The sequence below is a fragment of the Hyphomonadaceae bacterium BL14 genome (genome assembly GCA_027627705.1).
In the GTDB taxonomy this organism is placed as follows: domain Bacteria; phylum Pseudomonadota; class Alphaproteobacteria; order Caulobacterales; family Maricaulaceae; genus Oceanicaulis.
This window is the reverse complement of sequence record CP091242.1, coordinates 1428690-1453969: the sequence shown is the minus strand read 5'-3', so window position 1 is coordinate 1453969 and position 25280 is coordinate 1428690. Positions and strand designations below refer to the sequence as shown.

Below are 25280 nucleotides of genomic sequence, written 5' to 3'. Positions count from 1 at the left end.
CCAGCGGCAGCTGACGGGCGCGCCCGGCGCTTGCACGCCAAGGCGCGCACAGGTATACGCCTGCCTCCGGCCCACCGGGCCCGCATGACCCCTGGCGGGGTAGCTCAGCTGGTTAGAGCGCAGGACTCATAATCCTGAGGTCGAGGGTTCGAGTCCCTCCCCCGCTACCACTCATCATCAAGGCTGTGATCGCAGACCCGGCGGGGCCAGCCGGGCCCGTGCGCCTGCCGGGCGGCCTGCGGCCACGGTGAGGGTTGCGCACGCGACACGCGGCCCAAAGACCGACATGATCGCCGCCGGTTCGCGACTGAGAGGGGGGCGTGGGATGCCATTGTCAAAGCTGTGCTATGGGGCGGCGGCCGCATTGAGCCTTCTGGGCGCTGCGGCGCATGAACTGGCCGGGGCACCTCTGGTGCTGGAGCCGCTGGCCAGGTCCGGGCTTCCGCCCGAGGTGATCTGGCTGCACCATTTTTCCTGGCATGTGGGCACGATTGCGGTGCTGGCCATGGCGGCGATGTTCGTGGCGGCGATCTGGCATCCGGCCGCCACCTTGCTGGCAGGCATTGCATCGGCCATGAGCGCCGGCTTCGCAGCTTTGGGTGTCAGCCTGGCGGTGTTTGGCGACAGCGTTCTGTGGACGACCCCGGCACCCTACCCGTGGACGCTGGTGGCGCTGCTGGGCGCTGCGGGTGTGATGCTGGCCAGGCCGCGCCGCCAGATCTGACGGTGCCGAACAGTGCCTGCGTTGGCACCGGTACCTCCGCTCACCCCTCCCGCTGCGCCTCATGCGTCATGTTTTCGGCGCGCTCCAGGATCGGGGCGGCGTCGACGTCCTGGCAGTCCATCATCTCGGCGACGCGCTGGAGCGCGGCGATGATCATGTGCTGCTCCCATTGGGGCGCGCGGCGGAACGATCTCAGGAAGCCGGACTGCAGCAGCTCGGGTGCCTGATCCACGGCGGCGCGGCCCGCCGGCGTCAGCTCGGCCAGAACGGCGCGGCGATCCACCGGGCAGCGCCGGCGGGTGACCAGACCTGCGCGCTCCACCCGGTCGAGGATGGCGGTGAGGGTGGGCGGGCTCAGCGACACGGTGTTGGACAGGGCCTTGAGGGTCATGGTGCCGCCACGCGCCAGCGCCTGCAGGATGACCAGCTGGGGCGCGGTCAGCCCGGTCTCGCGCTCCAGCTGGCGCGAGCGGATGTCCACCGCGCGGATAATGCGCCTCAGCGCGACAAGGATGTCGTCATGCTCGTTCATCACATCGCCTTAGCGCGCCCGCTGCGGCGGGGAAACAGAAATTGCGCCAATGATTCGTGGTGAAACAAATTTGCTGGAGACGCTGACCGGTCCGGCGCAACTCCACCTTGCTCCGGATCGTTGCAAAATTGCCACATTTGGCGCTAACGCCTTTTGGCTATGTGGCATATTCTGGCGCAAAATCACGATAATATGCCCGTCCGGGTGCCGCTTCTGAGCCAATGTCGGTGTGTCCGGTGGTCAAGCGTCGCGCGATCCATATAACAAGCCCCCGAAGTATCTTGCAGCAAAAAAGGGGGCATGCAGCATGCAAACTCTTAGACAACGCGCCTTGTCGACCACGATCCTGACCGCCGCGGCGATGACGCTTACAGCGGCCGCCAATGCGCAGGTCGATGTGGTGACGGTGACCGCCACCAAGGTGGAATCGGACGCCCAGACCATTCCCGTTGCCGTCAGTGCCCTGAGCGCCGGCGACCTGGATGAGCTGCGAGTGGACAATTTCACCGACTATCTGGTCCAGCTGCCCGGCATCACGGCGGGCGGGTCCGGGCCGGGTCAGAACACGCTCTATATCCGCGGCCTCGCGTCCACCACGCCGAACCTGACGGTTGCGGGTGTGGCGGGCCTGTCGCCGAACGTGGCCTTCTACCTTGATGAACAGCCCCTGGCCCAGCCGGGGCGCAATCTGGATGTGTACGCGGTCGACATGGAGCGCATCGAAGTGCTGCCCGGACCGCAGGGCACACTGTTCGGCGCCAGCTCCCAGGCCGGCACAGTGCGCCTGATCACCAACAAGCCGGTGCTGGGCGCGTTCGAGGCCTACACCAATTTCGGCGTGTCCTTCACCCAGGACGGTGCCATGAGCAACAAGGCCGAGGGCGTGGTCAACCTGCCCTTCGGCGATAACTTCGCCGTGCGTATGGTGGCCTATGTCGACAGCCAGGGCGGCTATATCGACAATGTGGCGGGCACCCGCAACGCATCGGAATCGGCGCGCTTCCGGCCGGCCGGAACCGTGCGCGCCAATGGCGTCCCGGTCTCGGCCCAGCGCGCAGGCTTTCAGTCCACCGCAGACCTGTCCGGTGTCACCTTCCTGGACGCGGACAATTCGGGCATTGCGCGAGACAATTTCAACTCGGCCCAATATGCCGGCTTCCGTCTGTCGGGGCGCTATGAGTTCGGTCCCGACTGGCGTGTGACCGCGGGCTATGCCCAGCAGCGCGTGGAGTCGGACGGCGTGTTCTTTGTCGATCCCGAGCTCGATGACCTGCAGATCGAACGCTTTGAGGAAGACCGGATTGAAGACGAGTTCCGCAACGTCAACTGGACGGTGGAAGGCCGGATGGGCGCGCTGGACGTGGTCTATACCGGCGCGTTCACCGACCGCACGACGGACCAGCGGGTGGACTATTCCGACTATCTCTTTGTGGGTCAGTACCTGCCGTATTACATCTGCGACGGGTCCGTGTCCTATCCCGGCGCGGCCGCTCCTTCGGGCGTCTGCCAGCCGCCCAATCTGGCGGTGAACTCCGCCTCCCAGACCGATGTCTGGACCCATGAGGCGCGCGCCACCACGCCGCAGGACCGGCGCATCCGCGCCACGTTCGGCGCCTTCTACAGCGACCTGACGCTGAGCGAGCGCAATGATTTTGAATATTCCGGCTCGATCGCGGCGGCACCGTTCGGCGGGTTCGCGCCCAACTTCCCCTTCCCGGGCGCCTATCAGTCCGATGCCGGGCCCTTCCCGGCGGGCGTGATCTTCCGCAATGATGTGCGGCGCACCGACGAACAGCGCGGCGTCTTCGGCGAGGTGACGTTCGATCTGACCGACACGTTCGCCATCACGCTGGGCGCACGCTGGTACGATATCGATGTGACTCTGGAAGGCACGGCCAACTCGTCCTTCTGCAATGCCGGCGCTGCCGCTGACCAGAACGCGTTCGGCACGAATATCTCCGATCTCTATGACGGATCGGGATCGTTCACCTTCATCGGCTCGTGCAATCCGGCCCTGCGCCAGACCTTCACCGAGGCGGACTCCGTCGCCAGCATTATCGCCCAGGGCTACAGCCCGGCCCAGGCCGAGCAGATCTTCAACTCGGTGCGCGCACCCTCATCGGCCCAGACCGATGGTGTGATCACCAAGGTGACCGGCACGTGGACGCCGACCGACGCGCTCTTGTTCTACGCCACCTATTCGGAAGGCTTCCGCCCCGGCCTGCTGAACCGTCCGGGCGGCGCGCAAGGGCCGGGCACCTATACCGTGCCGTTCGCGCTCGATACCGATGACGTGCGCAACTACGAGTTCGGCTGGAAGACCGAGCTGTTTGATCGCCAGCTGCGCTTCAACGGCAGCGCCTTCTTCGTGGAGATCGACCGGCTGCAGACCACGATTTTCGATCCGAGCATCGTGAATCTGTTCTTCTCCGACAATGCGGCGGACGCCGAGATTCGCGGCGTCGAGGGCGACATCACCTGGGCACCGGCGCAGATCGAAGGCCTGACCATTGCCGGCGCGTTCTCGGTGCTCGACACCGAGATCACCCGCGTGATCACGCCGACGGATGATGTGACGGCGGGCGCTGATCTGGCGTTCGCGCCGAGCCTCCAGGGCAATTTGCGCGCCCGGTATGAATGGCCGATGGAGAACGGCTGGATGGCCCACGTGCAGCCTCAGCTTATCTACTCGGACGGCTCGCGCAGCGATGTCATCGACATCAACGCGGCGGACCTGAGCAGCTACACCCTTCTGTCCATGTCGGCCGGCGTCACGGCCAGCCAGTGGAGCGTGGAGCTGTTCGCCGACAACATCACCAATGAGCGCGCCCAGTTGAGCAATAACTTTGTGTTCGACCGGGAGCGTGTATCGGTTGCACGCCCGCGCACCATCGGGCTGCGTGTCGGGGTTCAGTACTGAGCCTAAAGCGGCGGCGGCGTTGTATTACGCCGCCGCCTGCCAATAATGGAGGCGCTCTGAAAATCGGGGCGTCTCCATTTTTCTATGCAGGGGGTGTTGTTTGACAACGACTGAGGATGCGTCGCCAGACACCGTTCGCCAGGCCCAGTCGCTGGTCCGGGCCGGGCGTTTTGATGCTGCCTTGCGCATGGCGCAGGGCGTGCTGGCGCGTGATCCGTCCGATCTGGAAGCGCTCTACATCGCGGCCGTCTCGGCGCGCTATGCCGGCCTCAGCCGCGAGGCGCACGGCTTCCAGCAGCGCCTGATCGCAGCCAGTCCCGATTTCGGCCGCGCCTATCAGGAGCAGGGCCATCTGCGCCGGGCTGGCGGGGACAGGGCCGCGGCGCTGGCTGCGTTCCAGCGCGCAACGCAATGCAATCCGGCGCTCACCGCCAGCTGGCGCGCTCAGGGGGATATCCTGGATGCGATGGACCGGGCACCTGAAGCCGCCCAGGCGCGCGCCCAGGCGGATCGTGTCGAGGCCCTGCCGCAGGCGCTGCAGGCGGTGACCCACCATCTTTATGAAGGGCGCCTGGCGCGGGCGGAGGATCTGTGCCGCGCCTACGTCAAGCAGCATCCACGCGATGTGGAGGCCATGCGCCTGCTCGCCGCCATCGGGGTGCGCTTCAACGTGCTCGACGACGCCGAGTTCCTGCTGGAAAGCGCGCTGGCGTTCGAACCGGACAATATCCAGGTGCAGCTCGATTATATTGGCGTGCTGCGCAAGCGCCAGAAATTCGCCGCTGCCCTCGATCAGGCGCGACAGCTCAAGGCGCGCGATCCGGACAATCCGCTCTTCCTGTCGCATTTCGCCATTGAAAGCCTGCAGACCGGCGATCACGACACTGCACTCAAAGCTTTTGATGCGGTGCTCAAGCGGGTTCCTGGCGACCCGGCGACGCTGACCTCGCGCGGACATGCGCTGAAGACGTGCGGGCGGACCGATGAAGCCATCGCCTCCTACCGCGCCGCGATCGAGGCTCGGCCCGATCAGGGCGATTCCTGGTACGCACTGGCCAATCTGAAGACCTATGCGTTTACCGGTGACGAGCGCGCGCGCATGATCGCGCTGGAGGCGTCAGACCAGATCTCCTATGCCAGCCGCATCCATCTGTGCTTTGCCCTGGGCAAGGCGCATGAGGACGATGGCGAGACCGAGCGCGCCTTCGCCTATTATGAGCGCGGCAACACGCTCAAGCGGGTGCAGACGCGTTATACCGCCGACGGCATGGACGAGGAGCTGGCCGCCCAGGCCGCGATCTGCACGCCGGACCTGTTCCACGCCCGGGGCGGGAAGGGGCATGACGCGCCCGATCCCATCTTCATCGTCGGCCTGCCACGGGCCGGCTCGACCTTGCTGGAGCAGATCCTCGCCAGTCACAGCCAGGTGGACGGCACGCTGGAGCTGCCCAACATCCTCGCCCTGTCTCACGGCCTGCGCGGGCGCCAGCGGGTCAGCGACCGCACCCGCTATCCACGCATCCTGCATGATCTGGACGCAGAGGCGCTGGACGCCATGGGGCGGCGCTATATCGAGGAGACGGCCATCCACCGCAAGGGTGCACCCTTTTTTACGGACAAGATGCCGAATAATTTCAGACACATCGCACTCATCAAACTGATCCTGCCCAACGCCCGGATCATTGACGCCCGCCGCTCGCCGATGGCGTGTTGCTTCTCCGGCTTCAAGCAGCTCTTCGCCGAAGGCCAGGAGTTCACCTACGGGCTGGAGGAAATCGGGCGCTATTATCGTGGCTATGTGGACCTGATGGATCACTGGGACCGCGTTCTGCCCGGTCAGGTCTTGCGTGTCATCTACGAGGATGTGGTCGAGGATCTGGAAGCCCAGGTGCGCCGTATCCTCGATTTCTGCGGGCTGGCGTTCGAACCGGCCTGCGTGGCCTTCCATGAGACGAAGCGCGAAGTGCGCACCGCCAGTTCCGAGCAGGTGCGCCAGCCGATCAATACCAAGGGCCTGGAGCAATGGCGCGCGTTCGAGCCCTGGCTCGGCCCGCTGAAAGATGCGCTCGGACCCGCACTGACGGATTGGCGCCGCGATGGCACCCAGCACTCTGGCCCCGAGGATACCCCATGAAACAGATCGAACCGGCGGTGTTCTTCCCCGCCGCCGCGCTGGCCATTGCCGGGGTCGCTTTTGCGGTGCTGGCCGGGGATCAGGCCGAGAGTGCTTTCTCTGCCGTGCGTGACTGGATCACACACAATCTCGGCTGGGTGTATTCGGTCGGCGTGGGCGTGTTTCTGGTCGGTGCCTTCGTGGTGGCGCTGTCCGACTGGGGCCGCATCCGGCTTGGCCCGGAGGACAGCGAGCCGGAATACAAATTCGTGTCCTGGTTCGCGATGCTGTTCTCGGCCGGGATGGGCATCGGGCTGATGTTCTTCGCCGTTGCTGAGCCGATGACGCACTATCTCACGGCACCCTATGCCGAGCCGGAAACGCGCGAGGCCGCGCAGCAGGCCATGGTGCTGACCTTCTTCCACTGGGGCGTCCACGCCTGGGCGGTCTACGCCATTGTGGGGCTCAGCCTTGCCTATTTCGCCTTCCGGCATGGCCTGCCGCTGACCATACGCTCGGCGCTGTATCCGCTGATCGGCGACCGGATTTACGGGCCCATCGGTCACACGGTGGACGTGCTGGCGATTCTGGGCACGCTGTTCGGGGTGGCAACCTCGCTGGGTTATGGCGTGACCCAGATCAATGCCGGGCTGGACGCACTGTTCGGGATCGGCGTGTCGGCGGAGATCCAGGTAGCGCTGATCGCGGTGATCACGCTGATCGCCACCACCTCAGTGCTGGCCGGGCTGGATGCCGGCATACGGCGGTTGTCGGTCTTCAATCTGGGGCTGGCGGTGGCGCTTCTGGTCTTCGTCCTGATCGCCGGACCGACCCTGTTTCTGATCAGCGCCTATGTGCAGAATATCGGCGAATACATTTCCAGCCTGGCCACGCTCACCTTCAATGTCGACGCCTATGGTGACGGCGTATGGATCAATGACTGGACGCTGTTCTACTGGGGCTGGTGGATTTCCTGGTCGCCCTTTGTGGGCATGTTCATCGCGCGTATCTCGCGCGGGCGCACGATCCGCGAATTCATTCTGGGCACGCTGCTGGGGCCCACCCTGTTCACCTTTTTGTGGATGACGGTTTACGGCAACTCGGCGCTGCAGATCGCCCTGGCCGACGCGGCCGCGCCGCTGGTGGACGTGGTGCGCGGCGGCGACACGCCGCTGGCCCTGTTCGCCTTCCTCGACACACTGCCGTTTGCGTCGATCACGTCTGTGATGGCGATCCTTCTGGTGACGACCTTCTTCGTCACGTCATCGGATTCCGGCTCGCTGGTGAAGGCGACGCTGGCGTCGGGCGGGTCTCTCACCTCGCCGCTGTGGCAGCGCCTGTTCTGGGCGGTGCTGGAGGGTCTGGTGGCGGCGGTGCTGCTGCTGGCCGGCGGTCTGGCTGCGCTGCAGTCCGCCACCATCGCCGCGGCACTGCCCTTCACCCTGGTGATCTTCCTGGCCTTTATCGGGCTGGTGCGCGCCTGGTCGATGGAGACCGCGCGCCGGGCCGGTGTGAAGACCGCGGTTCAGCTGCCCGTCGAGGGCGTGGCGGTGCCGTGGCGGGTGCGCCTGAAGCTCATGTTTGCGCGGCCTGACGCCCGCGAAGTCCGCGACTGGATCAAGGCGACCGCGCAAAGCGCCTTCGCCGATGTCGGCACAGAGATGGAGAGTCTGGGCCTGACCAGCCGGGTGGATACGCAGGACGATGAAGCCCGCCTGACCGTCGGCCATGAGACGGGGCCAGACTTCGTGTATGGCGTGGTGCTCAAAACCTATCCGGGCACGCACCCCGAAACCGAACCGGCGCGGGCGGAAGTCTTCCTTAGCGATGGCGGGCGTCATTATGACGTGTTCGGCTATACGCAGATCCAGCTGATCCGTGACGTGCTGCGCCACTATGAGCGCCACCGCCAGTGGATGCACCATCTGAACCGCTAGGGCTGACAGTTCGCCATCATGCGCGCCACGGCGGGTTGATCAGGCGGGCGTCCGGCGCTGCGCCGTGACCGAGCCTGACGCGCCCATCCTCAAGGCGCGCTTCACCGCTGGCGACCTGGCGCAGGCATTCGGGATAGAGCTGATGCTCGGCGGCCAGGACGCGTTCGGCCAGCGCCTCGGCGTTGTCGCCGGGCAGGACGGGGATGGCGGCCTGGCCAATGATCGGGCCGGCATCCATCTCCGCGCTGACGAAATGTACGCTCGCCCCTGTGAGCTTCACGCCCGCGTCCAGCGCCCGCTGATGGGTGTCCACGCCTTTGAAGGACGGCAGAAGCGACGGGTGGATATTGATCATCCGCCCGGTCCAGCGATGGACAAAGCCAGGGGTGAGCAGGCGCATGAACCCGGCCAGACACACCAGCTCCACGCCCTGATCGGTCAGCGCGGCGTGCAGCGCGTCTTCGAACGCCTCGCGGGTCGCAAACGCCTTGTGATCGACGGTCAGGGCGGTAACGCCCGCGGCTTCAGCGCGCGCCAGACCGCCCGCGCCGGGGCGGTTGGAGATCACGCAGACGATCTCAGCTGGAAAGTCCGGACTGGCGGCGGCGTCCAGCAGGGCCTGCAGGTTCGAGCCGCGTCCGGAGATCAGCACGCCCGTGCGCACGCGCGCCATGGCCCTAGACCGATTTGAGCGCGCCGATGACGCGCGCGTCTTCTCCGGCGGCGTTCAGCGCGGCGCAGACCGCGTCGGCGTCAGCGGGCGCGACGGCGGCAATCATGCCGATCCCGCAATTGAACGTGCGGCGCATCTCGGCCTCGGCCACGCCGCCGGCTTCCTGCAGCCAGGCGAAGACCGCCGGACGGGCGAAGCTGGCGTAATCCACCTCGAAACCCAGATGATCAGGCAGCATGCGCGGCGTGTTCTCGGTGATCCCGCCCCCGGTGATGTGGGCCAGGCCCTTGATCTGCCCCGAGCGGATCAGCGGCAGCAGGGCTTTGACATAGATGCGTGTCGGCTCCAGCAGCGCCTCGCCCAGATGGCGTCCCGGCGCGAAGGGAGCGGGCGCGTCCCAGCCGAGGCCGGCGCGTGCGGCGATCTTGCGGATCAGAGAATAGCCGTTCGAATGCGGACCGGAAGAGGCCAGACCGACGAGGACATCGCCCGCCCGCAGGTCTTCGTGGCGGGGCAGCAGCGCGCCACGCTCGGCGGCACCGACCACAAAGCCTGCGAGATCGAAATCGTCACCTGTGTAGAGACCCGGCATTTCCGCCGTCTCGCCGCCGATCAGCGCGCAACCGGCGCGCCGGCAGCCTTCAGCGACGCCGGACACGATGGCCGCGCCGCGCGCGGGGTCAAGCCGGCCCGTGGCGAAATAGTCCAGGAAGAAGAGTGGCTCGGCCCCCTGGGCCAGCACGTCGTTGACGCACATGGCCACCAGGTCGATGCCCACCGTGTCGAGGCGCCCGGTATCGATGGCGAGCTTGAGTTTGGTGCCGACCCCGTCCGTGCCGGAGATGAGGACCGGATCGGTGAACCCGGCGGCCTTGAGATCGAATGCACCGCCAAATCCACCCAGCATCACATCGGCACCGGGGCGCGCGGTGGATCTGGCCAGCGGCTTGATGGCATCGACCAGCGCGTCGCCCGCATCGATATCGACGCCGGCATCGGCATAGGTCAGACCCGGCTCGGGTGGATTTCGGGGCACCAAGGCGGGCCTCCTTCATGCGGTGGACATGAACCGGGTGCATACCTGCGAACGCGCGCCTTGGCGAGGGGCGGGCGCCGCGCGGGGCTTCACCCCGGCGCGGTGCGGCGTATAGTCGGCGGCGACAGGCGTACAGGCTGGAAAGGCGAGGCCATGACACTCAGGCTGATGCAGGCAATCGCGAGCGTGCTGGTGCTGGCAGCGGGTGTTTGGGCCGCGCCGGCGCAGGCGCGTACACCCTACACCGTGGCGGGAATCGAGATTGACGCCACTGCCGACAATGCCTTTGAAGCACAGCGCCGCGCCATGTCCGACGGTCAGGTGCGCGGTGCGCAGCGCCTGATCGCCCGCATGACGCTGGCCGAGGACCGCAATGCGGCGGGCCTTGGAACGATCAGCGCTGAAGAGGCGGCGGGGCTGATCGCGGGCCTGCGCATGTCCAACGAGCAGCGTTCGGCGACGCGCTATCGTGGTGACCTGACCTTGCAGTTCGATCCGCGCGCTGTGCGTGACTATTTCGCGCAGCGCAGTGTTCCGTTTGTGGAAAGCCAGGCATCGCCGGTCCTGGTGGTGCCTGTGCTCGAGGGCGACGGTGGCGATTCGCTCTGGAGCGGCGGCTGGAACGACGCCTGGCGTACGGGCGGTTTTGAAAATGCGCTGACGCCCTTCATTGGCCTGGGTTCGCGTCAGGGCGCGGGCGGCGAGCCGCTGGGGCTTGGCCTGATCAGCACGGATGAAGCGCGCCGCATTGACGAGACGGCATTGCGCGCCCTGGCCGATATTTATGGCGTGAATAGCGTCGCCGTGGTGCTGGCGCGCGCCGGTGGCGGGCAGGTGCGCACCGTCGGCGCGGTGCTGAGCTTCGGACCGGGTGGCGCGACGCGCGAAGACCTGGCCAGCGTGGCGGGCGCGGGCGATTTCCGTGAAGCCGCGCGCCGGATTGTCGAGCGCCGCGAAGAGGACTGGAAGCGCCGCTCTGTTGTGCGCGGCGGCGAGGAAGCCGAGCTTGAGATCACCGTATTATTCTCCAGCCTGACCGAATGGCGCAGCCTCCAGGGCGCGGTGGCGGGTGCCTCGCTGGTGCAATCGGCACGTCTGGACGCGCTGTCGCGCACCGGCGCAGCCATGGTGCTGAGCCATCGCGGCGCGCGCGAGCAGTTGGCCTCGGAGCTCGATGCCCGCGGTGCCCGGCTGGAGCGTGATCCCGACCTTGGATGGACTGTCCGCAGCCGTCGATGACCCGCACCCAGCTCGCCCTCGACCTGGCCCTGGCACCGGACTACCGGGCTGAAAGCTATGCGGTGAGCGAGGCCAATGCCTCGGCGCTGGCCCTGGTCAACCGATGGCCGCGCTGGCGTCACGGCCATCTCCTGCTGCTCGGCCCGGCCGGTGCGGGCAAGACGCACTTGTCCACGGTCTGGGCAGCGCGCGCCGATGCGCTGCGCCTGGATCCCGCGATGCTGACGGCCGGGCTGAGGCAGGTCCGGCGGGGCGGCGCGGTGCTGGTGGAAGACTGCCATCTGGGGGTCGACGAGCCGGGCCTGTTTCATCTGCTCAACCGGGCGGCGGGCGATGCCGGGGTGACGGTGCTGATGACCGCCGCACGCCCGCCCGCAGACTGGCCGGTGACGCTCGCTGATCTGGCGTCGCGCCTCAAGGCCGCAGAGACCGCCGTGCTGCACGAGCCCGATGATGCGCTGCTGCGTCAGGTGATGGAGAAGCTGGTGCGCGACCGGCGCACGCCTCTGTCGCCGGGCGTACTGGATTACCTGTTGCCGCGCATGGAGCGGTCGGTGGAGTTTGCGCGCCGCCTGGTGGCGTGGCTGGACCGTGAGGCGCTGGCGCGCAAGGGGCCGGTCACGCGCACACTGGCGCGCGAAGCGCTGGAAACACTGGTCACGCCATGAGCGGAATCGCGATACCGGATCGTCTGGGCAAAGGAGCGGCATGATGACCGAAGCGCCGCGCACATCCTCTGCGCTGGACCAGGCGGACGCGCCGGACGCGGCCCGGGCGGTGCCGGACAGTCCGCGCGACCGGTTTTTGAACCGGGAGCTGTCCTGGCTGCAGTTCAACTGGCGTGTGCTGGAGGAGGCGGGCAATGAGCGCCATCCGTCTCTGGAGCGCCTGCGCTTTCTGTCGATATCAGCGAGCAATCTGGATGAGTTCTACATGGTGCGCGTCGCCGGTCTGCGCGCCCAGATCCGCAATGGTCTCGACCGGCCCGGCCAGGACGGGCTGACGCCGTCCGAACAGCTTGAACGCATCGATGTCGAGGCCAACGCGTTGATGGACGCGCAGCAATCGGGCTGGCGTGCGGTGCGCGCGGCGCTGGCGGCGGACGGCATCGAACTGGTGGAGCTGGACGGGCTGACGCGGGCCGAACGCGCCTGGCTGCGCGATGATTTCCTCGCCCACACACTGCCCGTGATCACGCCGCTGGCGATCGATCCGGCGCACCCGTTCCCGTTCATCCCCAATCTCGGCTTTGCCGTGGCGCTCAAACTGCGCCGCCAGAGCGATTCCAAAGTGATGAATGCGCTGGTGCCGCTGCCTGCGGGCGTGAAGCGTTTCATCGAGATTCCATGCGAGGCGCGCGACGCGCAGGGGCGTCCGGGCAAGCGCTTTATCGCGCTGGAATCAGTCCTGATCCTGTTCGTGGACGCCCTCTTCCCCGGCTATGACCTGCTGGCCAAAGGCGTGTTCCGCATCATCCGCGACAGCGATATCGAGATCGAGGACGAAGCCGAGGATCTGGTGCGCGAATTCGAGCAATTGCTCAAGCAGCGCCGCCGGGGCGTACTGGTGCGTTTGAAGATGGACGCATCCATGCCCGAGGACATGCGCCGCTTCATCGTCCAGCACCTGCATGCCGAGCGTCAGGATGTGCAGCTGGTGGACGGGCTTCTGGGCCTGTCCCAGCTGTCCCAGATGATCCCGGATGACCGCAATGAGCTGAAATTCGAGCCCTATGAACCGCGCTTCCCCGAGCGTATCCGCGATTTCGGCGGCGATTGCTTCGCGGCGATCCGCGCCAAGGACCTGATCGTCCACCACCCCTATGAGAGCTTTGACGTGGTGGTGCAGTTCCTGCGCCAGGCTGCGGGTGACCCGGATGTGGTGGCGATCAAGCAGACGCTGTACCGCACCTCCAAGAACTCCCCCATTGTGGCGGCCCTCATCGAGGCGGCAGAGAACGGCAAGAATGTTACCGCGCTGGTCGAACTCAAGGCCCGGTTCGATGAAGAAGCCAATCTGAAATGGGCGCGTGATCTGGAGCGGGCGGGCGTCCAGGTCGTCTACGGCTTCATGGAGTACAAGACCCACGCCAAGATCTCGCTGGTGGTGCGCCGGGAAGGCGCGGAGTTGCGCACCTATGCGCATTTCGGCACCGGCAATTACCACCCGATCACAGCGCGTATCTACACCGATCTGTCCCTGTTCACCGCCGATCCGGCCTTCGGGCGCGATGCAGGCAGAGTGTTCAACTATGTGACCGGCTATGCGCGCCCGTCCGGGCTGGAGCATCTGGTGATCTCGCCCATGGGTATGCTGGAATTCATTCTGGGCAAGATCGACCGGGAGATCGCCAACGCCCGCGACGGCAGGCCTGCGGCTGTCTGGGCGAAGATGAATTCGCTGGTCCACCCGGCCGTGATCGACAAGCTCTACGAGGCCAGCGCCGCCGGCGTGCGCTGCGAGCTGATCATTCGCGGGATTTGCTGCTTGCGTCCCGGCGTGCCGGGCCTGTCGGAAAACATCCGGGTGAAATCCATCATCGGGCGCTTCCTGGAGCATTCGCGCATCGCCTGTTTTGCCAATGGTGCGCCCATGCCCTCGCCCCAGGCCGAGGTATATATCTCCAGCGCCGACTGGATGCCGCGCAATCTGGACCGGCGCGTCGAGACGCTGTGCCCGATCCTCAACCCCACTGTCCACCGCCAGGTACTTGATCAGATCATGGTGGCCAATCTCAATGACGAGACCCAGAGCTGGTACATGCAGCCCGATGGCCGCTATGTGCGGGTGGATACGGACGGCGTGGCCGACCCGTTCAGCGCACATGCCTATTTCATGACCAATCCCAGCCTGTCGGGCCGCGGTCAGGCGCTCAAAACCGACCAGCCGCCGGCCTTTCCCTTTGTCGGTCCTCGCCGGTGATGCGGCGCTTCATGCCGCGCCGGCCCGACCCGGCGCTCGAGGCCGGCGCGCGCCGGGACATCGCCGTGATCGATGTCGGCTCCAACTCGGTGCGCCTGGTGCTGTTCCGGCTGGAGGGGCGGGCGCTGTGGCCGGTCTTCAACGAGAAGGTCATGGCGGGGCTGGGCCGCGGCGCGAAGGCCAGCGGCCGGCTCAACCCGGATGGGACCGAGGCGGCGCTGCGGGCGCTTAGACGCTTTGCCCATTTGCTGGACGCCAAGGGCGTGGAGCAGCGCCATGTCGTGGCCACTGCCGCTGTGCGTGATTGTTCCGACGGGCCGGATTTCATCGCCCTCGTCCGAGCCGAGACCGGTCTCGAGATCGAAGTGCTGACCGGCGAGGAGGAGGGGCGACGGTCCGCACTGGGTGTGCTGGCGGGGATTGGCGAAGCCCATGGCCTTGCGGGCGATCTGGGGGGCTCAAGCCTGGAGCTGACTCCACTGGAAGGCCGGCGCGCCGGTCCGGCCGTGACCTTGCCCCTCGGGCCGCTGACCATGCTGGACGGGTCCGGGACGGACGCTGCGGTGAGAGACAGGGTGGACGCCGTGCTGGCTCAGGCCGCGCCGCAGCTGGACATGTCCGGGCCGGTTTTCTATGCCGTGGGCGGTGCCTGGCGCGCCTTTGCGCACCTGGCCATGGCGCTGGATGATTACCCGCTGCGTCTCTTGCATCAGTATGCGCTGAGCCCGGGCCAGGTCGCGCGCGCGGCGGATTTTGCGGTGAGCCAGAGCGAGTCGTCGTTGTCCAACGTACCCGGCGTGTCGTCCAAGCGCGCTGCGCTCCTGCCCTATGCGGCGATGCTGATGCGGCGAATCCTCAAGAAGGGCCGGTTCGACAAGGTCGTGTTCTCCGCCTACGGCCTGCGCGAAGGCGTGGTGTGCGCTGACGATATGCGTCTGATCACTGAGGGCGATCCCTTGATCGCGGGGGCCGAGGCGCTGGCCAGCCAGGCCTCGCCCGAACCTGATTTCGGGCCCACCCTGGCAAACTGGATTGAGCCGGCCTTTGCAGGCGAGCCGGTTCTGTTCACCGCCCAGCGTGATGTGGTGCTGCGCGCCGCCTGCGGGCGTCTGGCGGATCTGGGCGGACGGATGCATCCTGATCACCGGGCCGAACTGGCAAGCACGCAGACCCTGTATGCGCCGTTTGGCGGCGCATCCCATGCCGAGCGGGCGTTCCTGGCCTTGACGCTGCATCACCGCTATGCGGGCCGCCGCTCGCGGCCGGAATCCTGCCCGTCGCGCCGCCTGCTCGATGACGCGCAGGAACAGGGGGCGTTGAAGCTGGGGCTGGCGCTGCGCCTGGGCGCGGCGCTCTCGGGGCGGTCGGCGCCGGTGCTGGATGCGTTCCGGCTGGATCGGTCGGGCCAGCAGCTGGTGCTGCGGGTGGATCCCGGATCAGAGGCACTGGTGATAGACCGCGCCCACGCGCGCTTCGAAGCGCTGGCCGGCGCGATGGGGCTTCAGCCGCAGGTCATCTGACCGCAGTCAGAGCGGCGCGAGCTTCAGCGAGGCTTCAAAGCGCAGGGACGGAGCCTTGTCGGCGCGGCCCTCGAACACGTAATCCGCGCCTTTCTTGCGGCCCGTGAGCGTCAGGGTGAAATCAGAATGATCACCGAACACTGACTGGCGATTCATATCGTGCTGACGCACCCGCAGGCGCACGCGGATTTCATCGCCCTCTGTGACGATCTCGCCGACATAATACATGCCCGTGTCGCCGCCATAGACGCGGGCACCGTCGATATAGATCACCCCGCCGGCATCATCGAGCGGAGTGCGGAAGCGGGTGACGTAGAGGCCGGATTGCATGGGCGTACTTTCTGTCTGGTCGTGAGTATACCAAACTACATCTTCAGGGTGTAGTGCTTCTATCCGCTGCAGCGCGGCGAAGGCGATCATTGATCGCTTCACCCAGTCCGGCATCCGGGATCGGCGCCACGGCGATGGGCCGTCCAAGCTCATCCAGACTGCGCAAAGCAGCAAACAGGTTTGCAGCCGCCTCGGCTAGGTCTGATTGTTCGGAAAGGTTAATCACATCATAACCAACAACTTTTGGGCGTGCACCGAACGCCAGATAGGACTCCCCTGCACGGGGAGCGATTGCATTGAGGCGCACCGGCGCCCTTGGCGCGTAGTGGCTGGCGAGCTGACCGGGTGCGCTGGGCCGGTCCGATTCGGTATGGGCCGCACCCAAGGGGCCGGTTACGGCCTCGATGGCGCTGCGGGGCACGCCGCCGGGGCGCAGGATGGAAGGCGCGCCGCCGGTAACGCTGACAATCGTGCTCTCCACGCCAATACGGCAGGCACCGCCATCCAGAATGAGGTCGATGCGCCCGCCGAGCCCGTCGCGCACATGGGCGGCGGTGGTGGGGCTGACCGCCCCGGACCGGTTGGCGCTGGGCGCGGCAAGGGGATGGCCAAGGCGGGAGATCAAGCCGGTGAGGGCGGGCGAGTCCGGCCAGCGTACCGCCAATGTCTCCAGACCGGCTGTCACCAGGCTCGCCACGCCGGCATCCTCGCGCATCGGGGCCACCAGCGTCAGCGGGCCGGGCCAGAAAGCCTGCGCCAGCGCGCGTCCGGTCTCGCCCAGATCGACCACGCGCTCGGCCATCTCCAGACTGTCCACATGGACGATCAGCGGATTGAAGCGCGGGCGGCCCTTGGCCTGGTAGATGCGCGCCACCGCTTCGCCGTTCGTGGCGTCGGCGGCCAGGCCGTAGACGGTCTCGGTCGGCACCGCCACCACACCGCCGCGCGCCAGTACGCGCGCGGCTTCATCAAGCGCATCGGGTTCCCGGGCGGCCAGAGTATCGGTCATGACGGGCCATCTAATACAAGCCGCGCGCGGCGCAAACCGGCCGGTGCTGCGGCCGGTCACATTCACGTTAGTGACACCAGGGATCATGCCGGTGTCATACTGCCATGACATTCCTGCGACACAGACCCGTATCAGTTTTCAAGAAAAGGCGACCACCCCATGCGCGACAGGCTCGATCCCGACTACGAACCGGAGTGCAACCGCTCGGGCAATACGCCATTCGCGCAGGTGTTCAGCGCCCGCATCGGGCGGCGCGGGTTCCTTCAAGGCTCGCTGGGTGCCGCGGTGGGCGGGCTGTTCGCCTCCACCGGCGTGGCCCATGCGCTGCAGGCCGGGGCCGGCCCGTCTTTGAGCTTCACGCCCGTCCCGGTCAGCACTCAGGACACGCTGGTGGTTCCTGAAGGGTATGAGGCCAAGGCGATCTATCGCTGGGGCGATCCCATTACCGGCGCCATGCCGGCCTTCAGCCCGGACAATACCGGCGCCGAGCAGGGCGAGCAGGCAGGCATGCACCATGACGGCATGCACTTCTTCCCCATCGAGGGCGAAAATCCGTGGCAAGGCAGCTCCACCGACGGCCTGCTGGTGGTCAATCACGAATATATCGAGCCGCGCTTCCTGCACGCTGCGGCGGCTCAGGGCCAGGCCCTGTCCGGCTCGGCCACGCTGGATCATGCCGGACCGCGCGATCCCGATCTGGTGCTTAAGGAAATGAACGCCCAGGGCGTGTCCATCGCGCGCATCCGCGAGGATGATGATGGCGAATGGCGCATCGTGCCTGACCCGCGCAACCGGCGCATCACGCCCCTGACCGAGATGGAAATCGCCGGTCCGGTGCGCGGCAGCGATCTGGTGAAAACGAAATTCTCTCCCGCAGGCGAGCGTACGCGCGGCACCTTCGCCAATTGCGCCCACGGCGTGACGCCGTGGAACACCTACATGGCTGCCGAGGAGAACTGGTCGGGCTATTTCGTCAATACGGGCGGCGATCTGCCGCGCGAGCACGCGCGCTACGGCGTGCGCACCGATGTGTCGCGCTATAACTGGCACCGCTCGGCCGATGGCGCTGACGCATATGTGCGCTTTGACGCCACGCCGACGGCGGAGAGCGCCGAGGACGATTACCGCAATGAACCCAACACCTATGGCTGGATGGTGGAGATCGATCCGTTCGATCCGGCCAGCATGCCGGTCAAGCGCACCACGCTTGGTCGTTTTGCTCATGAAGGCGTTGTGTTCGCGCCGGCTCAGGCCGGTCAGCCCGTCGTGTGCTATTCCGGCGATGATGCGCGCGGCGAGTATATCTACAAATTCGTCTCCGCCGGTGCCTACGTGCCTGGCGAAACCCGCGGCGAGATTCTCGATGAAGGCGTGCTTTATGCCGCCAGATTCCATGAGGACGGCACGGGTGATTGGCTGGCGCTGACCTATGGCGAGAACGGGCTGGACGAAAGCAACGGCTTTACGTCACAGGCCGATGTTCTGGTCAACACGCGCACCGCCGCTGACCTGGTGGGGGCTACGCCCATGGACCGGCCCGAATGGGGCACAGTCGATTTCCAGACGGGCGCTGTCTATTTCACCCTGACCAATCACGGCAATCGCGCCGCCGACGACACCGACGCCGCCAATCCGCGCGGGCCGAACCTGTTTGGCCATATCATCCGCTGGCATGAGGATGGCGCGCAGCACGGCCGGACCTTCCAGTGGGATTTGTTCGTCATTGCCGGGCCTGAAGGCGACAGCGCGGACATGCACGGCGAGGCGCTGGGCGCCGACAGCCGGTTCTCCAGCCCGGACGGGCTGTGGATGGACGCCAACCGGCGGCTGTGGATACAGACCGATATCTCCGAAAGCGTCATGAATCGCGGGCCGTTTGAGGCCTTTGGCAATAACATGATGCTCGCAGCCAATCCCGAGACCGGCGAGATCCGCCGCTTCCTGACCGGTCCGGTGGGGCAGGAGATCACCGGCGTGGTGACCACGCCTGATCACCGCACGATGTTCATCAATGTCCAGCATCCCGGCGCGACCACATCGCGCGATGACTTCGCGGCCGGGCGCTTCACCAGCCACTGGCCGGATGGCGGCGAGTCGATCCCGCGCTCGGCCACGGTGATGATCCGGCGCACCGACCGGGGCGTGATCGGCGCCTAAGAAAAAGGACGGCTCAGGGCAGGGTGATGCGCGCAGGCGCGTCACCCGCCAGGACCGGCTCACTTGCCGCCGCTTCCAGCCGGTCCACCCGGATCAGCGCCAGCGCGTGCTGGCCGGCAGCCGAGGTGATCGTGCCCAGCGGCGCCGCGCCGGCGGAGACGGCGGTTCCGGGCTCAGGCGCGGGTCCGTCAAGATCGAGGCGCACTGTGCGCTTGCGCACCCCGCCCTTGCGGTGCATGCGGCTGGCGACTTCCTGACCGACAAAGCAGCCTTTCTTATAATCAATCCCCGACATCAGATCGTGATTGACGTCGGTGGAGAAGGCCTCTGCCGGGCCGTAGTCGCGCCCGAACTCCGGGGTGAAGGCGTGGATGCGCGCGGCGTCATAGCCCGCCTCATCCTCAGGCCCGCCTGCCGGAACGATGGCGCGCAGGCCCAACAAGGCATTGCGCGGATCGGGCGCGGCGGCGAGCGCCACGGTGCGCAGCTCCGCCTCGCCCTTGCCGCGCGCCGCGGCCACGCCGAGATCATCGCGCAGCGCAATGTCGGCCTTCGCCCGCAGGCGGTAGAGCGAGAAGCGCTTCACCAGCCCCTCCGCTTCGCTGGCCGGCGCGTCGATCAGCAATCCGCCATCGCCGTCGTCAAAAATGATGAAGTCAGCCAGCACCTTGCCCTGCGGCGTCAAAAGCGCGCTGAACAGGGCACCGCCGGGCTCGAGCCCTTCAGGGCCGCGCGTGATAACGCGCTGGAGAAAGCTGCGCGCATCGTCGCCGGTGATGGCGATCACGGCGCGGCCGGGCAGGGCGGTGAGGAAATCATCGCTTTGTGTGGACATCGTCACAGACCTGGCATCTGGATTTGGCATGTGTAACGTGAGGATGAGCGTTGGGTTGCATGGGGGGGAAACATGCAGATTCGCAAACTCAGAACCGTGATGCTCGGGCGCACGTCATACGCTGTGCCGCCCGCCGAGGCGAGCCGGTTCTCAAGCTATGTGCCCGCTGGCGACTTCGCGCGACTGGAGCCCCAGCGGTATTTCGATGCGACGACCGTTGCGGTGGCCAGCGTCACAGTGGTTCTGACCGCCATCGAGCGCATGCGCGTCCATGTGGATGTCAGCCGGCAGAATAATTTGCTGGGCAAGGTGGAGCGGTGTTCTTCCAGCCTGCGCCTCGATCTGGGCGGCAAGCTGACCTTGATCGGAGAGCTGGTCGGTAATCTGATCGCCTTCAGCACCGCGGTGCGCGCCAATCTGGATGAGATCGAACAGGCCGGGCGCAATGACGATGAAGAGGGCGCGCGCGCCGGGGCGTTCAGGCTGTTCGCCAACATGGCGACGTTCGCCGGCAGCACCCACGCCATCCTGCGCGACAACGAGATGGTGCTGTCGGGCGATGCCTATGCCGAGGCCCGGGATTCGCTGTCGGCGCTGCCCCATGCGCTGCGCGAAGTGATTTATGACTTCTACCGGATTTTTGACCAGCAGCTGCGCCGCATGCGTCGGCTTCTCGAAGAAAGCCTGCCCGCCCATATCGGGCGCGAGGATCCGCAATTCAGCGAATTCGCCGCGATCATCAACGAGCTCTACAGCTGCGTGGCGACGCTCAATCAAATCCGGATCGATCTGATCGAGGCTTGACGCGGGCGCCACTGGCGCGGGGCGCGCGAACGGGCTAATTCGCTCGGCCATGACGCGCATCCTGTTCATCACCGCCACGCGCATCGGCGACGCGATCTTGTTCTCCGGCCCGCTGGCGCATCTGGCGCGCACGCATCCGGGTGCGCACATCACGGTCGCGTGCGGCCCGCTGGCCGCGCCACTATTCCGGGCGGCGCCGTTCGTGACGGACGTCATCGTCATGGCCAAGCGCCCCGGTGGCCGGCACTGGCTGGACCTGTGGCGGCGCACCGCCGGACGGCGCTGGGATCTGGTGGTGGACATGCGCGGCTCGGTGACCAGCTGGTTCCTGCGCGCCGGATCGCGCCGGGTGAACCGGCGCGCGCCGGGCGCTGAGCACCGTCATCGTGTGACTGAAGCGGGCGCGGTGCTGAGGCTCGATCCGCCGCCAGCGCCGGAAATCTGGATCGACGAGGCGGCGCGCGGCCACGCGCAGCGTGTCTTGCCGCCCGGTGCGCCCATACTGGCGCTGGCGCCCGCCGCCGCTGCGCCGTTCAAGGAATGGCCCGCCGATCGCTTCGCAGCGCTGGCCAATGGGCTGACCGGGCCCGGCGGGGCCATGGAAGGCGCGCGCGTGGCGCTGTTCGGCGGGCCGGGTGATTCTGCGACATCCAGCGCGGTGAGCGCGGGCATCACGCACGCGCCGGTCACCGATCTCACCGGCCAGCTGGACCTGGTGACCGCTGCGGCCTGCCTGCAGCGCGCGCGCCTGTTCGTGGGCAATGATTCCGGGCTGATGCATATGGCCGCCGCCGCCGGCGCGCCGGTGCTGGGCCTGTTCGGGCCCACCGATGAGCGTGTCTATGGCCCCTGGGGTTCGAACGCGCGCAGCGTGCGCGCTGGCGGACCGGCCCATGAGGCCGACCGGGGCCGGCTGCGCCACGCCGAAACCTCGCTCATGGGCGGGCTGGGGCTGGAGCAGGTCCAGGCCGCCGCCGAGGCGCTGATAGCGCAAACCGGACCGTCAGAAAGCGCCTAGTCCAGATAGGTGCGGCGCAGCTGGTTGGAGAAGGCGCGGCCCTGCTCGGCCAGTTGCTGGCGCGCATACTCGCTTTCCGCGCCGCAGCGCAGGCGCAGCCGCTCCTGATGGCGGAAGCCTTCATTGAACCGGTCGATCAGCCGCGCGCGATAGGTCCCCGCGGTGGGTGCCTCATGGTCCAGCAGCTCGGCCATGGCGGTGCGCCAGGTCTGCGCCTGACGGCCCTGGCAGGCGAAGGTCAGGCCGTGCAGCTCGCCCAGGATCCGGGCGAGGCTCTCGACCGGGTAGGGGTCGCTTTCCTGCACCGCTGACGCGGGCGAAGCGGCGATCGCTATCAGACAAAAACTGACCAGCAATCCCCGCAATATGGTGACAAACCGAAGCGCGTAGGGCACGTCAAACTCCTCGTTCGGGTCGTCTTGGCGCGTGATCGTGGCGCCGCGATGGCGTCAGCGTCTCCAGAAACCCGGCGTGAACATCACCAGCACCACCAGAACCTCGAGCCGGCCGATCAGCATGGTGGCGGTCATGATCCATTTGGCGGTGTCGGGAAGGGGGGCAAAGGACCCTGCCGGCCCGATCACCTCGCCCAGCCCCGGCCCGACATTGGCGAGCGTCGTGGCGGCCCCGGATATGGCCGTGATGGTGTCCAGTCCGGTGAAGGATAGCAGCACTGCCGAGATCACGAAGGTGGCAAAGAACAGGAAGATGAACACGAACACCGAGCGCACGGTTTCGGGTGGCAGGGCGGTGCCGCGATAGCGGGGCGGCGACACAGTGCTCGGCCGGGTCAGCTGCTCGATGTAGGAGCGCATGGCCGATGCGGCGATCTGGTAGCGGAATACCTTGATCGAGCAGCTGGTGGATCCCGCGCACCCGCCGATAAACATCAGCACCAGGAACAGCGCCGCTGCGCCGCTGCCCCAACTCCAGAAATCGGACGAGGCGTAGCCGGTTCCTGTGAGGATGGAGATCGTGTTGACCAGGGCCAGGCGCCAGGCGGGCAGGCCGCCCTGATCGGGCGGCGGGGTCAGGGTGATCATGACCGTGAGCAGCACCGCCGCCACCGCGATCACGCCCAGAAAGGTGCGCGCCTGGGAATCGATGAGCAGCTGGTCCGGGCGTCCCTGAGCGGCGCGCACATAAAGCACGAAAGGAAGGCCGGCGAGTGTCATGAAGACAGCGGCGACCAGATCAGCGCCGCCATCTGTGAAGGCGGCCAGCGAGGCGTCGCGGGTGGAGAAGCCGCCCGTGGCGATGGTGGTCATGGCGTGATTGACCGCGTCGAACCCGCCCATGCCGGTCGCCACATAGGCCAGGAAACAGGCGAAGGTGAGCGACAAATAGATGATCACGATGGCCAGCGCGATCTGGCCGGCGCGCGGCAGGACTTTCTCTGTCTTTTCCGAGCTTTCCAGGCGGAAGAGCTGCATGCCGCCAATGCCCAGCATGGGCCAGATCGCCATGGCGGTGACGATGATGCCGATGCCGCCGATCCACTGCAGGATGGAGCGCCACAAGAGCAGCCCGCGCGGCAGATCGTCCAGCCCGGTGATGACCGTGGCGCCGGTGGTGGTCAGGCCAGACGTGGTTTCAAAGATCGCATCGGTCCAGCTGATATCGAGGCCGGACAGTTGCAGCGGCAGGGCGGCGGCGAAGGCCAGCACAGCCCAGGCGCCCGAGGTCAGCAGGATCGCGCCGCGCGCGGTCAGCCGGTGCTCGGGCGACCGGCCGAGCAGGGTCATGATCCCGCCCACGGCCAGTCCCAGCAGGGCCGAACCGAAGAAGGCGGGCGCCGACCGCCCCTGATAGCCGAGATCAACCAGCGCCGGCGCCAGCATCGCCAGGGACAGGGCGCTGAGCAGGGCGCCAAGCGCGAACAGGACGGTGCGGGCGCTCTGGGTCATGATCGCGCGGGGTTAGACAGGCGCGCGCCCCCGGTCAATGGCGGGTGGAGCGGCTGAGCGGGCTGTCCAGCGCGAAGGCGGGGATGTCGGCGCTGAATTGCTGGCCGTTCTCGCAGCGGAACACATAGGCCCCGCGCATGAAGCCCGATGGCGTGCGCAGCGGCGCGCCGGAGGTGTAGCGGAAAGCCGAGCCGGGGCGAATCACAGGCTGCTCGCCCACCACGCCTTCGCCGCGCACGATCTCGGTACGGTTGGCCGAATCGGTGATGCGCCACTCGCGCTCCATCAGCTGGATCGCGCCGCCGCCGGTGTTTTCAATCACGACCGTGTAGGTCCATACGAAGCGCCCGGCTTCGGGATCGGATTCCGACTCCAGAAAGGACGGCTCCACGCGGATCACCACGCCGCCGGTCTCTTGGGTATACATGCCTGCCTCCGACAGAGCGCCAGATCATGAGTTCACACCCGCGCGCCCGGCGAATCAAGCGCTCTTGGCGCAGCGCGGTGAACTGGACAGGCGCGCAGCGCCCGGGGACAGTACGATCCCGCCCGTGACCGATTCTGGCTGATCGAGACTGACATGACCGCCCGGACCAGCGGAATTCTGCCTGACGCCGCGCTCGAGGGTGCCTTTGAGGCGGGCTGGATTCGCGCGGCGCGTCCGCTGGAGGCCGGGCAGATTCAGCCCGCCAGCCTGGATTTGCGCCTCGGCCGCAAGGTCTGGCGCCTGCGCGCCAGCTTCCTGCCGGGACCGGGGCGCACAGTGGCGGCGAGGCTGGACGACGATATCGTCATGCACGCCCTCGACCTTGAGGGCGGGGCGGTGCTGGAGACCGGGTGCGTGTATCTGGCCGAGCTGGAGGAGCGCCTCGCCCTGCCGCCCGGCGTGTCGGCGGCGGCCAATCCGAAAAGCTCCACCGGGCGTCTTGATGTGTTCACGCGGGTGATCGGGGACGGGTCTATCGCGTTTGATCAGGTGCCCGAGGGCTATAACGGCCCGTTGTATATAGAGATTTCGCCCCGCACGTTTTCGGTGCTGGCGCGGCCCGGCGACCGGCTGGCGCAGGTGCGCCTGCGCCGGGGCGACCATGTCCCGCTGCGCGCGATCACGCTGACAGTGGATGTTGAGAATGGCGGCGGGCCGGTGGGCTGGCGCGCGCGGCGGCACAGCCCGCTGGTGGACCTGGCCGGCGTCGGTGCCCATGACGCCAAACGCTTCTGGGAGCCTGTCCATGCCGAGCGCGGGCGTATCGTGCTTGATCCGGGCGAGTTCTATATTCTGGCCAGCCGCGAGGCGGTGAGCGTCCCGGTGGACGAGGCCGCCGAGATGGCGCCGATCGCGCCGGAGATCGGCGAGTTCCGCGCCCATTATGCCGGCTTCTTCGATCCGGGCTTTGGCGTGGCGGAAGCCGGCGGCGCGGGATCGCGCGCTGTGCTGGAAGTGCGCGGGCGCGACGTGCCCTTCATTCTGGATCACGGACAGGCCGTGGCCCGGCTGGTGTATGAGCCCATGGCAGGCGCGGTGCGCCGGCCCTATGGCGCGGCCGGGTCCAATTACCAGGCGCAGGGCCTGAAGCTGTCCAAACATTTCTCGAGCTGAGGGC

The 25280-nt window shown here is 66.9% G+C and carries 20 protein-coding genes, 1 tRNA gene and 1 pseudogene; 13 read left to right on the top strand and 9 right to left on the bottom strand.

Annotation, left to right across the window (positions count from 1 at the left end; genetic code table 11):
* Nucleotides 1–93 precede the first annotated feature (93 nt).
* Both L2D00_07000 and L2D00_06995 read left to right on the top strand, forming a co-directional pair.
* Nucleotides 94–170 (top strand) — tRNA-Met (locus L2D00_07000).
* Between the two features lie 155 nt (nucleotides 171–325).
* Nucleotides 326–724 carry a hypothetical protein gene (locus tag L2D00_06995; GenBank protein ID WBQ14415.1) on the top strand — a complete coding sequence of 133 codons (399 nt, stop codon included), beginning with the start codon at nucleotides 326–328 and terminating at the stop codon, nucleotides 722–724.
* A gap of 40 nt (nucleotides 725–764) precedes the next feature.
* Here L2D00_06995 and L2D00_06990 read toward each other — a convergent pair whose 3' ends face one another.
* Nucleotides 765–1256: a MarR family transcriptional regulator gene (locus L2D00_06990; GenBank protein WBQ14414.1), complete on the bottom strand. Its 492-nt coding sequence runs from the start codon at nucleotides 1254–1256 to the stop codon at nucleotides 765–767.
* 307 nt (nucleotides 1257–1563) lie between these two features.
* Between L2D00_06990 and L2D00_06985 the strand changes: the two genes are divergently transcribed.
* The 3 genes from L2D00_06985 to L2D00_06975 all read left to right on the top strand — a co-directional run bounded on the left by L2D00_06985 (nucleotide 1564) and on the right by L2D00_06975 (nucleotide 8226).
* Nucleotides 1564–4176 carry a TonB-dependent receptor gene (locus L2D00_06985; GenBank protein WBQ14413.1) on the top strand — a complete coding sequence of 871 codons (2613 nt, stop codon included), beginning with the start codon at nucleotides 1564–1566 and terminating at the stop codon, nucleotides 4174–4176.
* Nucleotides 4177–4276: 100 nt separating this feature from the next.
* Nucleotides 4277–6310 (top strand): sulfotransferase, encoded by a 2034-nt coding sequence (locus L2D00_06980; GenBank protein ID WBQ14412.1) that lies wholly within the window; start codon nucleotides 4277–4279, stop codon nucleotides 6308–6310.
* Nucleotides 6307–8226: a BCCT family transporter gene (locus L2D00_06975; protein ID WBQ14411.1), complete on the top strand. Its 1920-nt coding sequence runs from the start codon at nucleotides 6307–6309 to the stop codon at nucleotides 8224–8226. Before L2D00_06980 ends, L2D00_06975 begins: the two co-directional genes overlap by 4 nt.
* A gap of 16 nt (nucleotides 8227–8242) precedes the next feature.
* Here the strand turns inward: L2D00_06975 and purN are convergent, their stop codons facing one another.
* Entirely contained in the window at nucleotides 8243–8899 is a 657-nt protein-coding gene (gene purN / locus L2D00_06970; protein WBQ14410.1) for a phosphoribosylglycinamide formyltransferase, read from the bottom strand.
* 4 nt (nucleotides 8900–8903) lie between these two features.
* On the bottom strand, nucleotides 8904–9935 hold the full coding sequence (gene purM, locus L2D00_06965) for a phosphoribosylformylglycinamidine cyclo-ligase (protein WBQ14409.1): 1032 nt from the start codon (nucleotides 9933–9935) through the stop codon (nucleotides 8904–8906).
* Nucleotides 9936–10088: 153 nt separating this feature from the next.
* Here purM and L2D00_06960 point away from each other — a divergent pair, with 153 nt between their 5' ends.
* The 4 genes and pseudogenes from L2D00_06960 (at nucleotide 10089) to L2D00_06945 (ending at nucleotide 14956) form a co-directional block, all read left to right on the top strand.
* Nucleotides 10089–11174 (top strand): DUF2066 domain-containing protein, encoded by a 1086-nt coding sequence (locus tag L2D00_06960; protein WBQ14408.1) that lies wholly within the window; start codon nucleotides 10089–10091, stop codon nucleotides 11172–11174.
* Entirely contained in the window at nucleotides 11171–11842 is a 672-nt protein-coding gene (locus tag L2D00_06955) for a chromosomal replication initiator DnaA (GenBank protein ID WBQ14407.1), read from the top strand. The genes L2D00_06960 and L2D00_06955 overlap by 4 nt, the downstream gene beginning before the upstream one ends.
* Before the next feature lie 43 nt (nucleotides 11843–11885).
* Nucleotides 11886–14096, top strand: a complete 2211-nt coding sequence (locus L2D00_06950; protein ID WBQ14406.1) for an RNA degradosome polyphosphate kinase — start codon at nucleotides 11886–11888, stop codon at nucleotides 14094–14096.
* A 152-nt stretch (nucleotides 14097–14248) separates the two neighbouring features.
* Nucleotides 14249–14956: pseudogene (locus L2D00_06945) on the top strand (Ppx/GppA family phosphatase).
* Between the two features lie 666 nt (nucleotides 14957–15622).
* Here the strand turns inward: L2D00_06945 and L2D00_06940 are convergent.
* Both L2D00_06940 and L2D00_06935 read right to left on the bottom strand, forming a co-directional pair.
* Nucleotides 15623–15946, bottom strand: coding sequence for a hypothetical protein (locus L2D00_06940; GenBank protein ID WBQ14405.1), 324 nt, complete (start codon nucleotides 15944–15946; stop codon nucleotides 15623–15625).
* Between the two features lie 43 nt (nucleotides 15947–15989).
* Nucleotides 15990–16955, bottom strand: coding sequence for a threonylcarbamoyl-AMP synthase (locus L2D00_06935; protein WBQ14404.1), 966 nt, complete (start codon nucleotides 16953–16955; stop codon nucleotides 15990–15992).
* 159 nt (nucleotides 16956–17114) lie between these two features.
* Between L2D00_06935 and L2D00_06930 the strand changes: the two genes are divergently transcribed.
* Nucleotides 17115–19112, top strand: a complete 1998-nt coding sequence (locus L2D00_06930; protein ID WBQ14403.1) for a PhoX family phosphatase — start codon at nucleotides 17115–17117, stop codon at nucleotides 19110–19112.
* 13 nt (nucleotides 19113–19125) lie between these two features.
* On the opposite strand, the gene L2D00_06925 is transcribed toward L2D00_06930, so the two are convergent.
* A complete protein-coding gene (locus L2D00_06925; GenBank protein WBQ14402.1) occupies nucleotides 19126–19947 on the bottom strand; it encodes a hypothetical protein in 822 nt (273 codons plus the stop codon).
* A 72-nt stretch (nucleotides 19948–20019) separates the two neighbouring features.
* Between L2D00_06925 and L2D00_06920 the strand changes: the two genes are divergently transcribed.
* Nucleotides 20020–20751, top strand: coding sequence for a hypothetical protein (locus tag L2D00_06920; protein WBQ14401.1), 732 nt, complete (start codon nucleotides 20020–20022; stop codon nucleotides 20749–20751).
* Between the two features lie 49 nt (nucleotides 20752–20800).
* Complete coding sequence (locus L2D00_06915; protein WBQ14400.1) at nucleotides 20801–21769, top strand: glycosyltransferase family 9 protein; 969 nt, start codon at nucleotides 20801–20803, stop codon at nucleotides 21767–21769.
* On the opposite strand, the gene L2D00_06910 is transcribed toward L2D00_06915, so the two are convergent.
* Genes L2D00_06910 through apaG form a run of 3 tightly spaced genes read right to left on the bottom strand, consistent with a single transcriptional unit; the run spans nucleotide 21766 to nucleotide 24103 of the window.
* Complete coding sequence (locus L2D00_06910; protein WBQ14399.1) at nucleotides 21766–22164, bottom strand: TIGR02301 family protein; 399 nt, start codon at nucleotides 22162–22164, stop codon at nucleotides 21766–21768. The genes L2D00_06915 and L2D00_06910 overlap by 4 nt on opposite strands.
* Nucleotides 22165–22218: 54 nt before the next feature.
* On the bottom strand, nucleotides 22219–23676 hold the full coding sequence (locus L2D00_06905) for a TrkH family potassium uptake protein (GenBank protein WBQ14398.1): 1458 nt from the start codon (nucleotides 23674–23676) through the stop codon (nucleotides 22219–22221).
* Nucleotides 23677–23710: 34 nt separating this feature from the next.
* Nucleotides 23711–24103: a Co2+/Mg2+ efflux protein ApaG gene (apaG, locus tag L2D00_06900; protein ID WBQ14397.1), complete on the bottom strand. Its 393-nt coding sequence runs from the start codon at nucleotides 24101–24103 to the stop codon at nucleotides 23711–23713.
* A gap of 153 nt (nucleotides 24104–24256) precedes the next feature.
* On the opposite strand from apaG, the gene L2D00_06895 reads away from it, so the two are divergent.
* A complete protein-coding gene (locus L2D00_06895; protein ID WBQ14396.1) occupies nucleotides 24257–25276 on the top strand; it encodes a 2'-deoxycytidine 5'-triphosphate deaminase in 1020 nt (339 codons plus the stop codon).
* Nucleotides 25277–25280 lie beyond the last annotated feature (4 nt).

Bases quoted from the DNA above. Each gene is read 5' to 3' on its own strand.
- L2D00_06995 (WBQ14415.1), top strand. From the start codon at position 326: ATGCCATTGTCAAAGCTGTGCTATGGGGCGGCGGCCGCATTGAGCCTT.
- L2D00_06990 (WBQ14414.1), bottom strand. From the start codon at position 1,256: ATGAACGAGCATGACGACATCCTTGTCGCGCTGAGGCGCATTATCCGC.
- L2D00_06985 (WBQ14413.1), top strand. From the start codon at position 1,564: ATGCAAACTCTTAGACAACGCGCCTTGTCGACCACGATCCTGACCGCC.
- L2D00_06975 (WBQ14411.1), top strand. From the start codon at position 6,307: ATGAAACAGATCGAACCGGCGGTGTTCTTCCCCGCCGCCGCGCTGGCC.
- purN (WBQ14410.1), bottom strand. From the start codon at position 8,899: ATGGCGCGCGTGCGCACGGGCGTGCTGATCTCCGGACGCGGCTCGAAC.
- L2D00_06960 (WBQ14408.1), top strand. From the start codon at position 10,089: ATGACACTCAGGCTGATGCAGGCAATCGCGAGCGTGCTGGTGCTGGCA.
- L2D00_06955 (WBQ14407.1), top strand. From the start codon at position 11,171: ATGACCCGCACCCAGCTCGCCCTCGACCTGGCCCTGGCACCGGACTAC.
- L2D00_06950 (WBQ14406.1), top strand. From the start codon at position 11,886: ATGACCGAAGCGCCGCGCACATCCTCTGCGCTGGACCAGGCGGACGCG.
- L2D00_06940 (WBQ14405.1), bottom strand. From the start codon at position 15,946: ATGCAATCCGGCCTCTACGTCACCCGCTTCCGCACTCCGCTCGATGAT.
- L2D00_06935 (WBQ14404.1), bottom strand. From the start codon at position 16,955: ATGACCGATACTCTGGCCGCCCGGGAACCCGATGCGCTTGATGAAGCC.
- L2D00_06930 (WBQ14403.1), top strand. From the start codon at position 17,115: ATGCGCGACAGGCTCGATCCCGACTACGAACCGGAGTGCAACCGCTCG.
- L2D00_06925 (WBQ14402.1), bottom strand. From the start codon at position 19,947: ATGTCCACACAAAGCGATGATTTCCTCACCGCCCTGCCCGGCCGCGCC.
- L2D00_06920 (WBQ14401.1), top strand. From the start codon at position 20,020: ATGCAGATTCGCAAACTCAGAACCGTGATGCTCGGGCGCACGTCATAC.
- L2D00_06915 (WBQ14400.1), top strand. From the start codon at position 20,801: ATGACGCGCATCCTGTTCATCACCGCCACGCGCATCGGCGACGCGATC.
- L2D00_06905 (WBQ14398.1), bottom strand. From the start codon at position 23,676: ATGACCCAGAGCGCCCGCACCGTCCTGTTCGCGCTTGGCGCCCTGCTC.
- apaG (WBQ14397.1), bottom strand. From the start codon at position 24,103: ATGTATACCCAAGAGACCGGCGGCGTGGTGATCCGCGTGGAGCCGTCC.
- L2D00_06895 (WBQ14396.1), top strand. From the start codon at position 24,257: ATGACCGCCCGGACCAGCGGAATTCTGCCTGACGCCGCGCTCGAGGGT.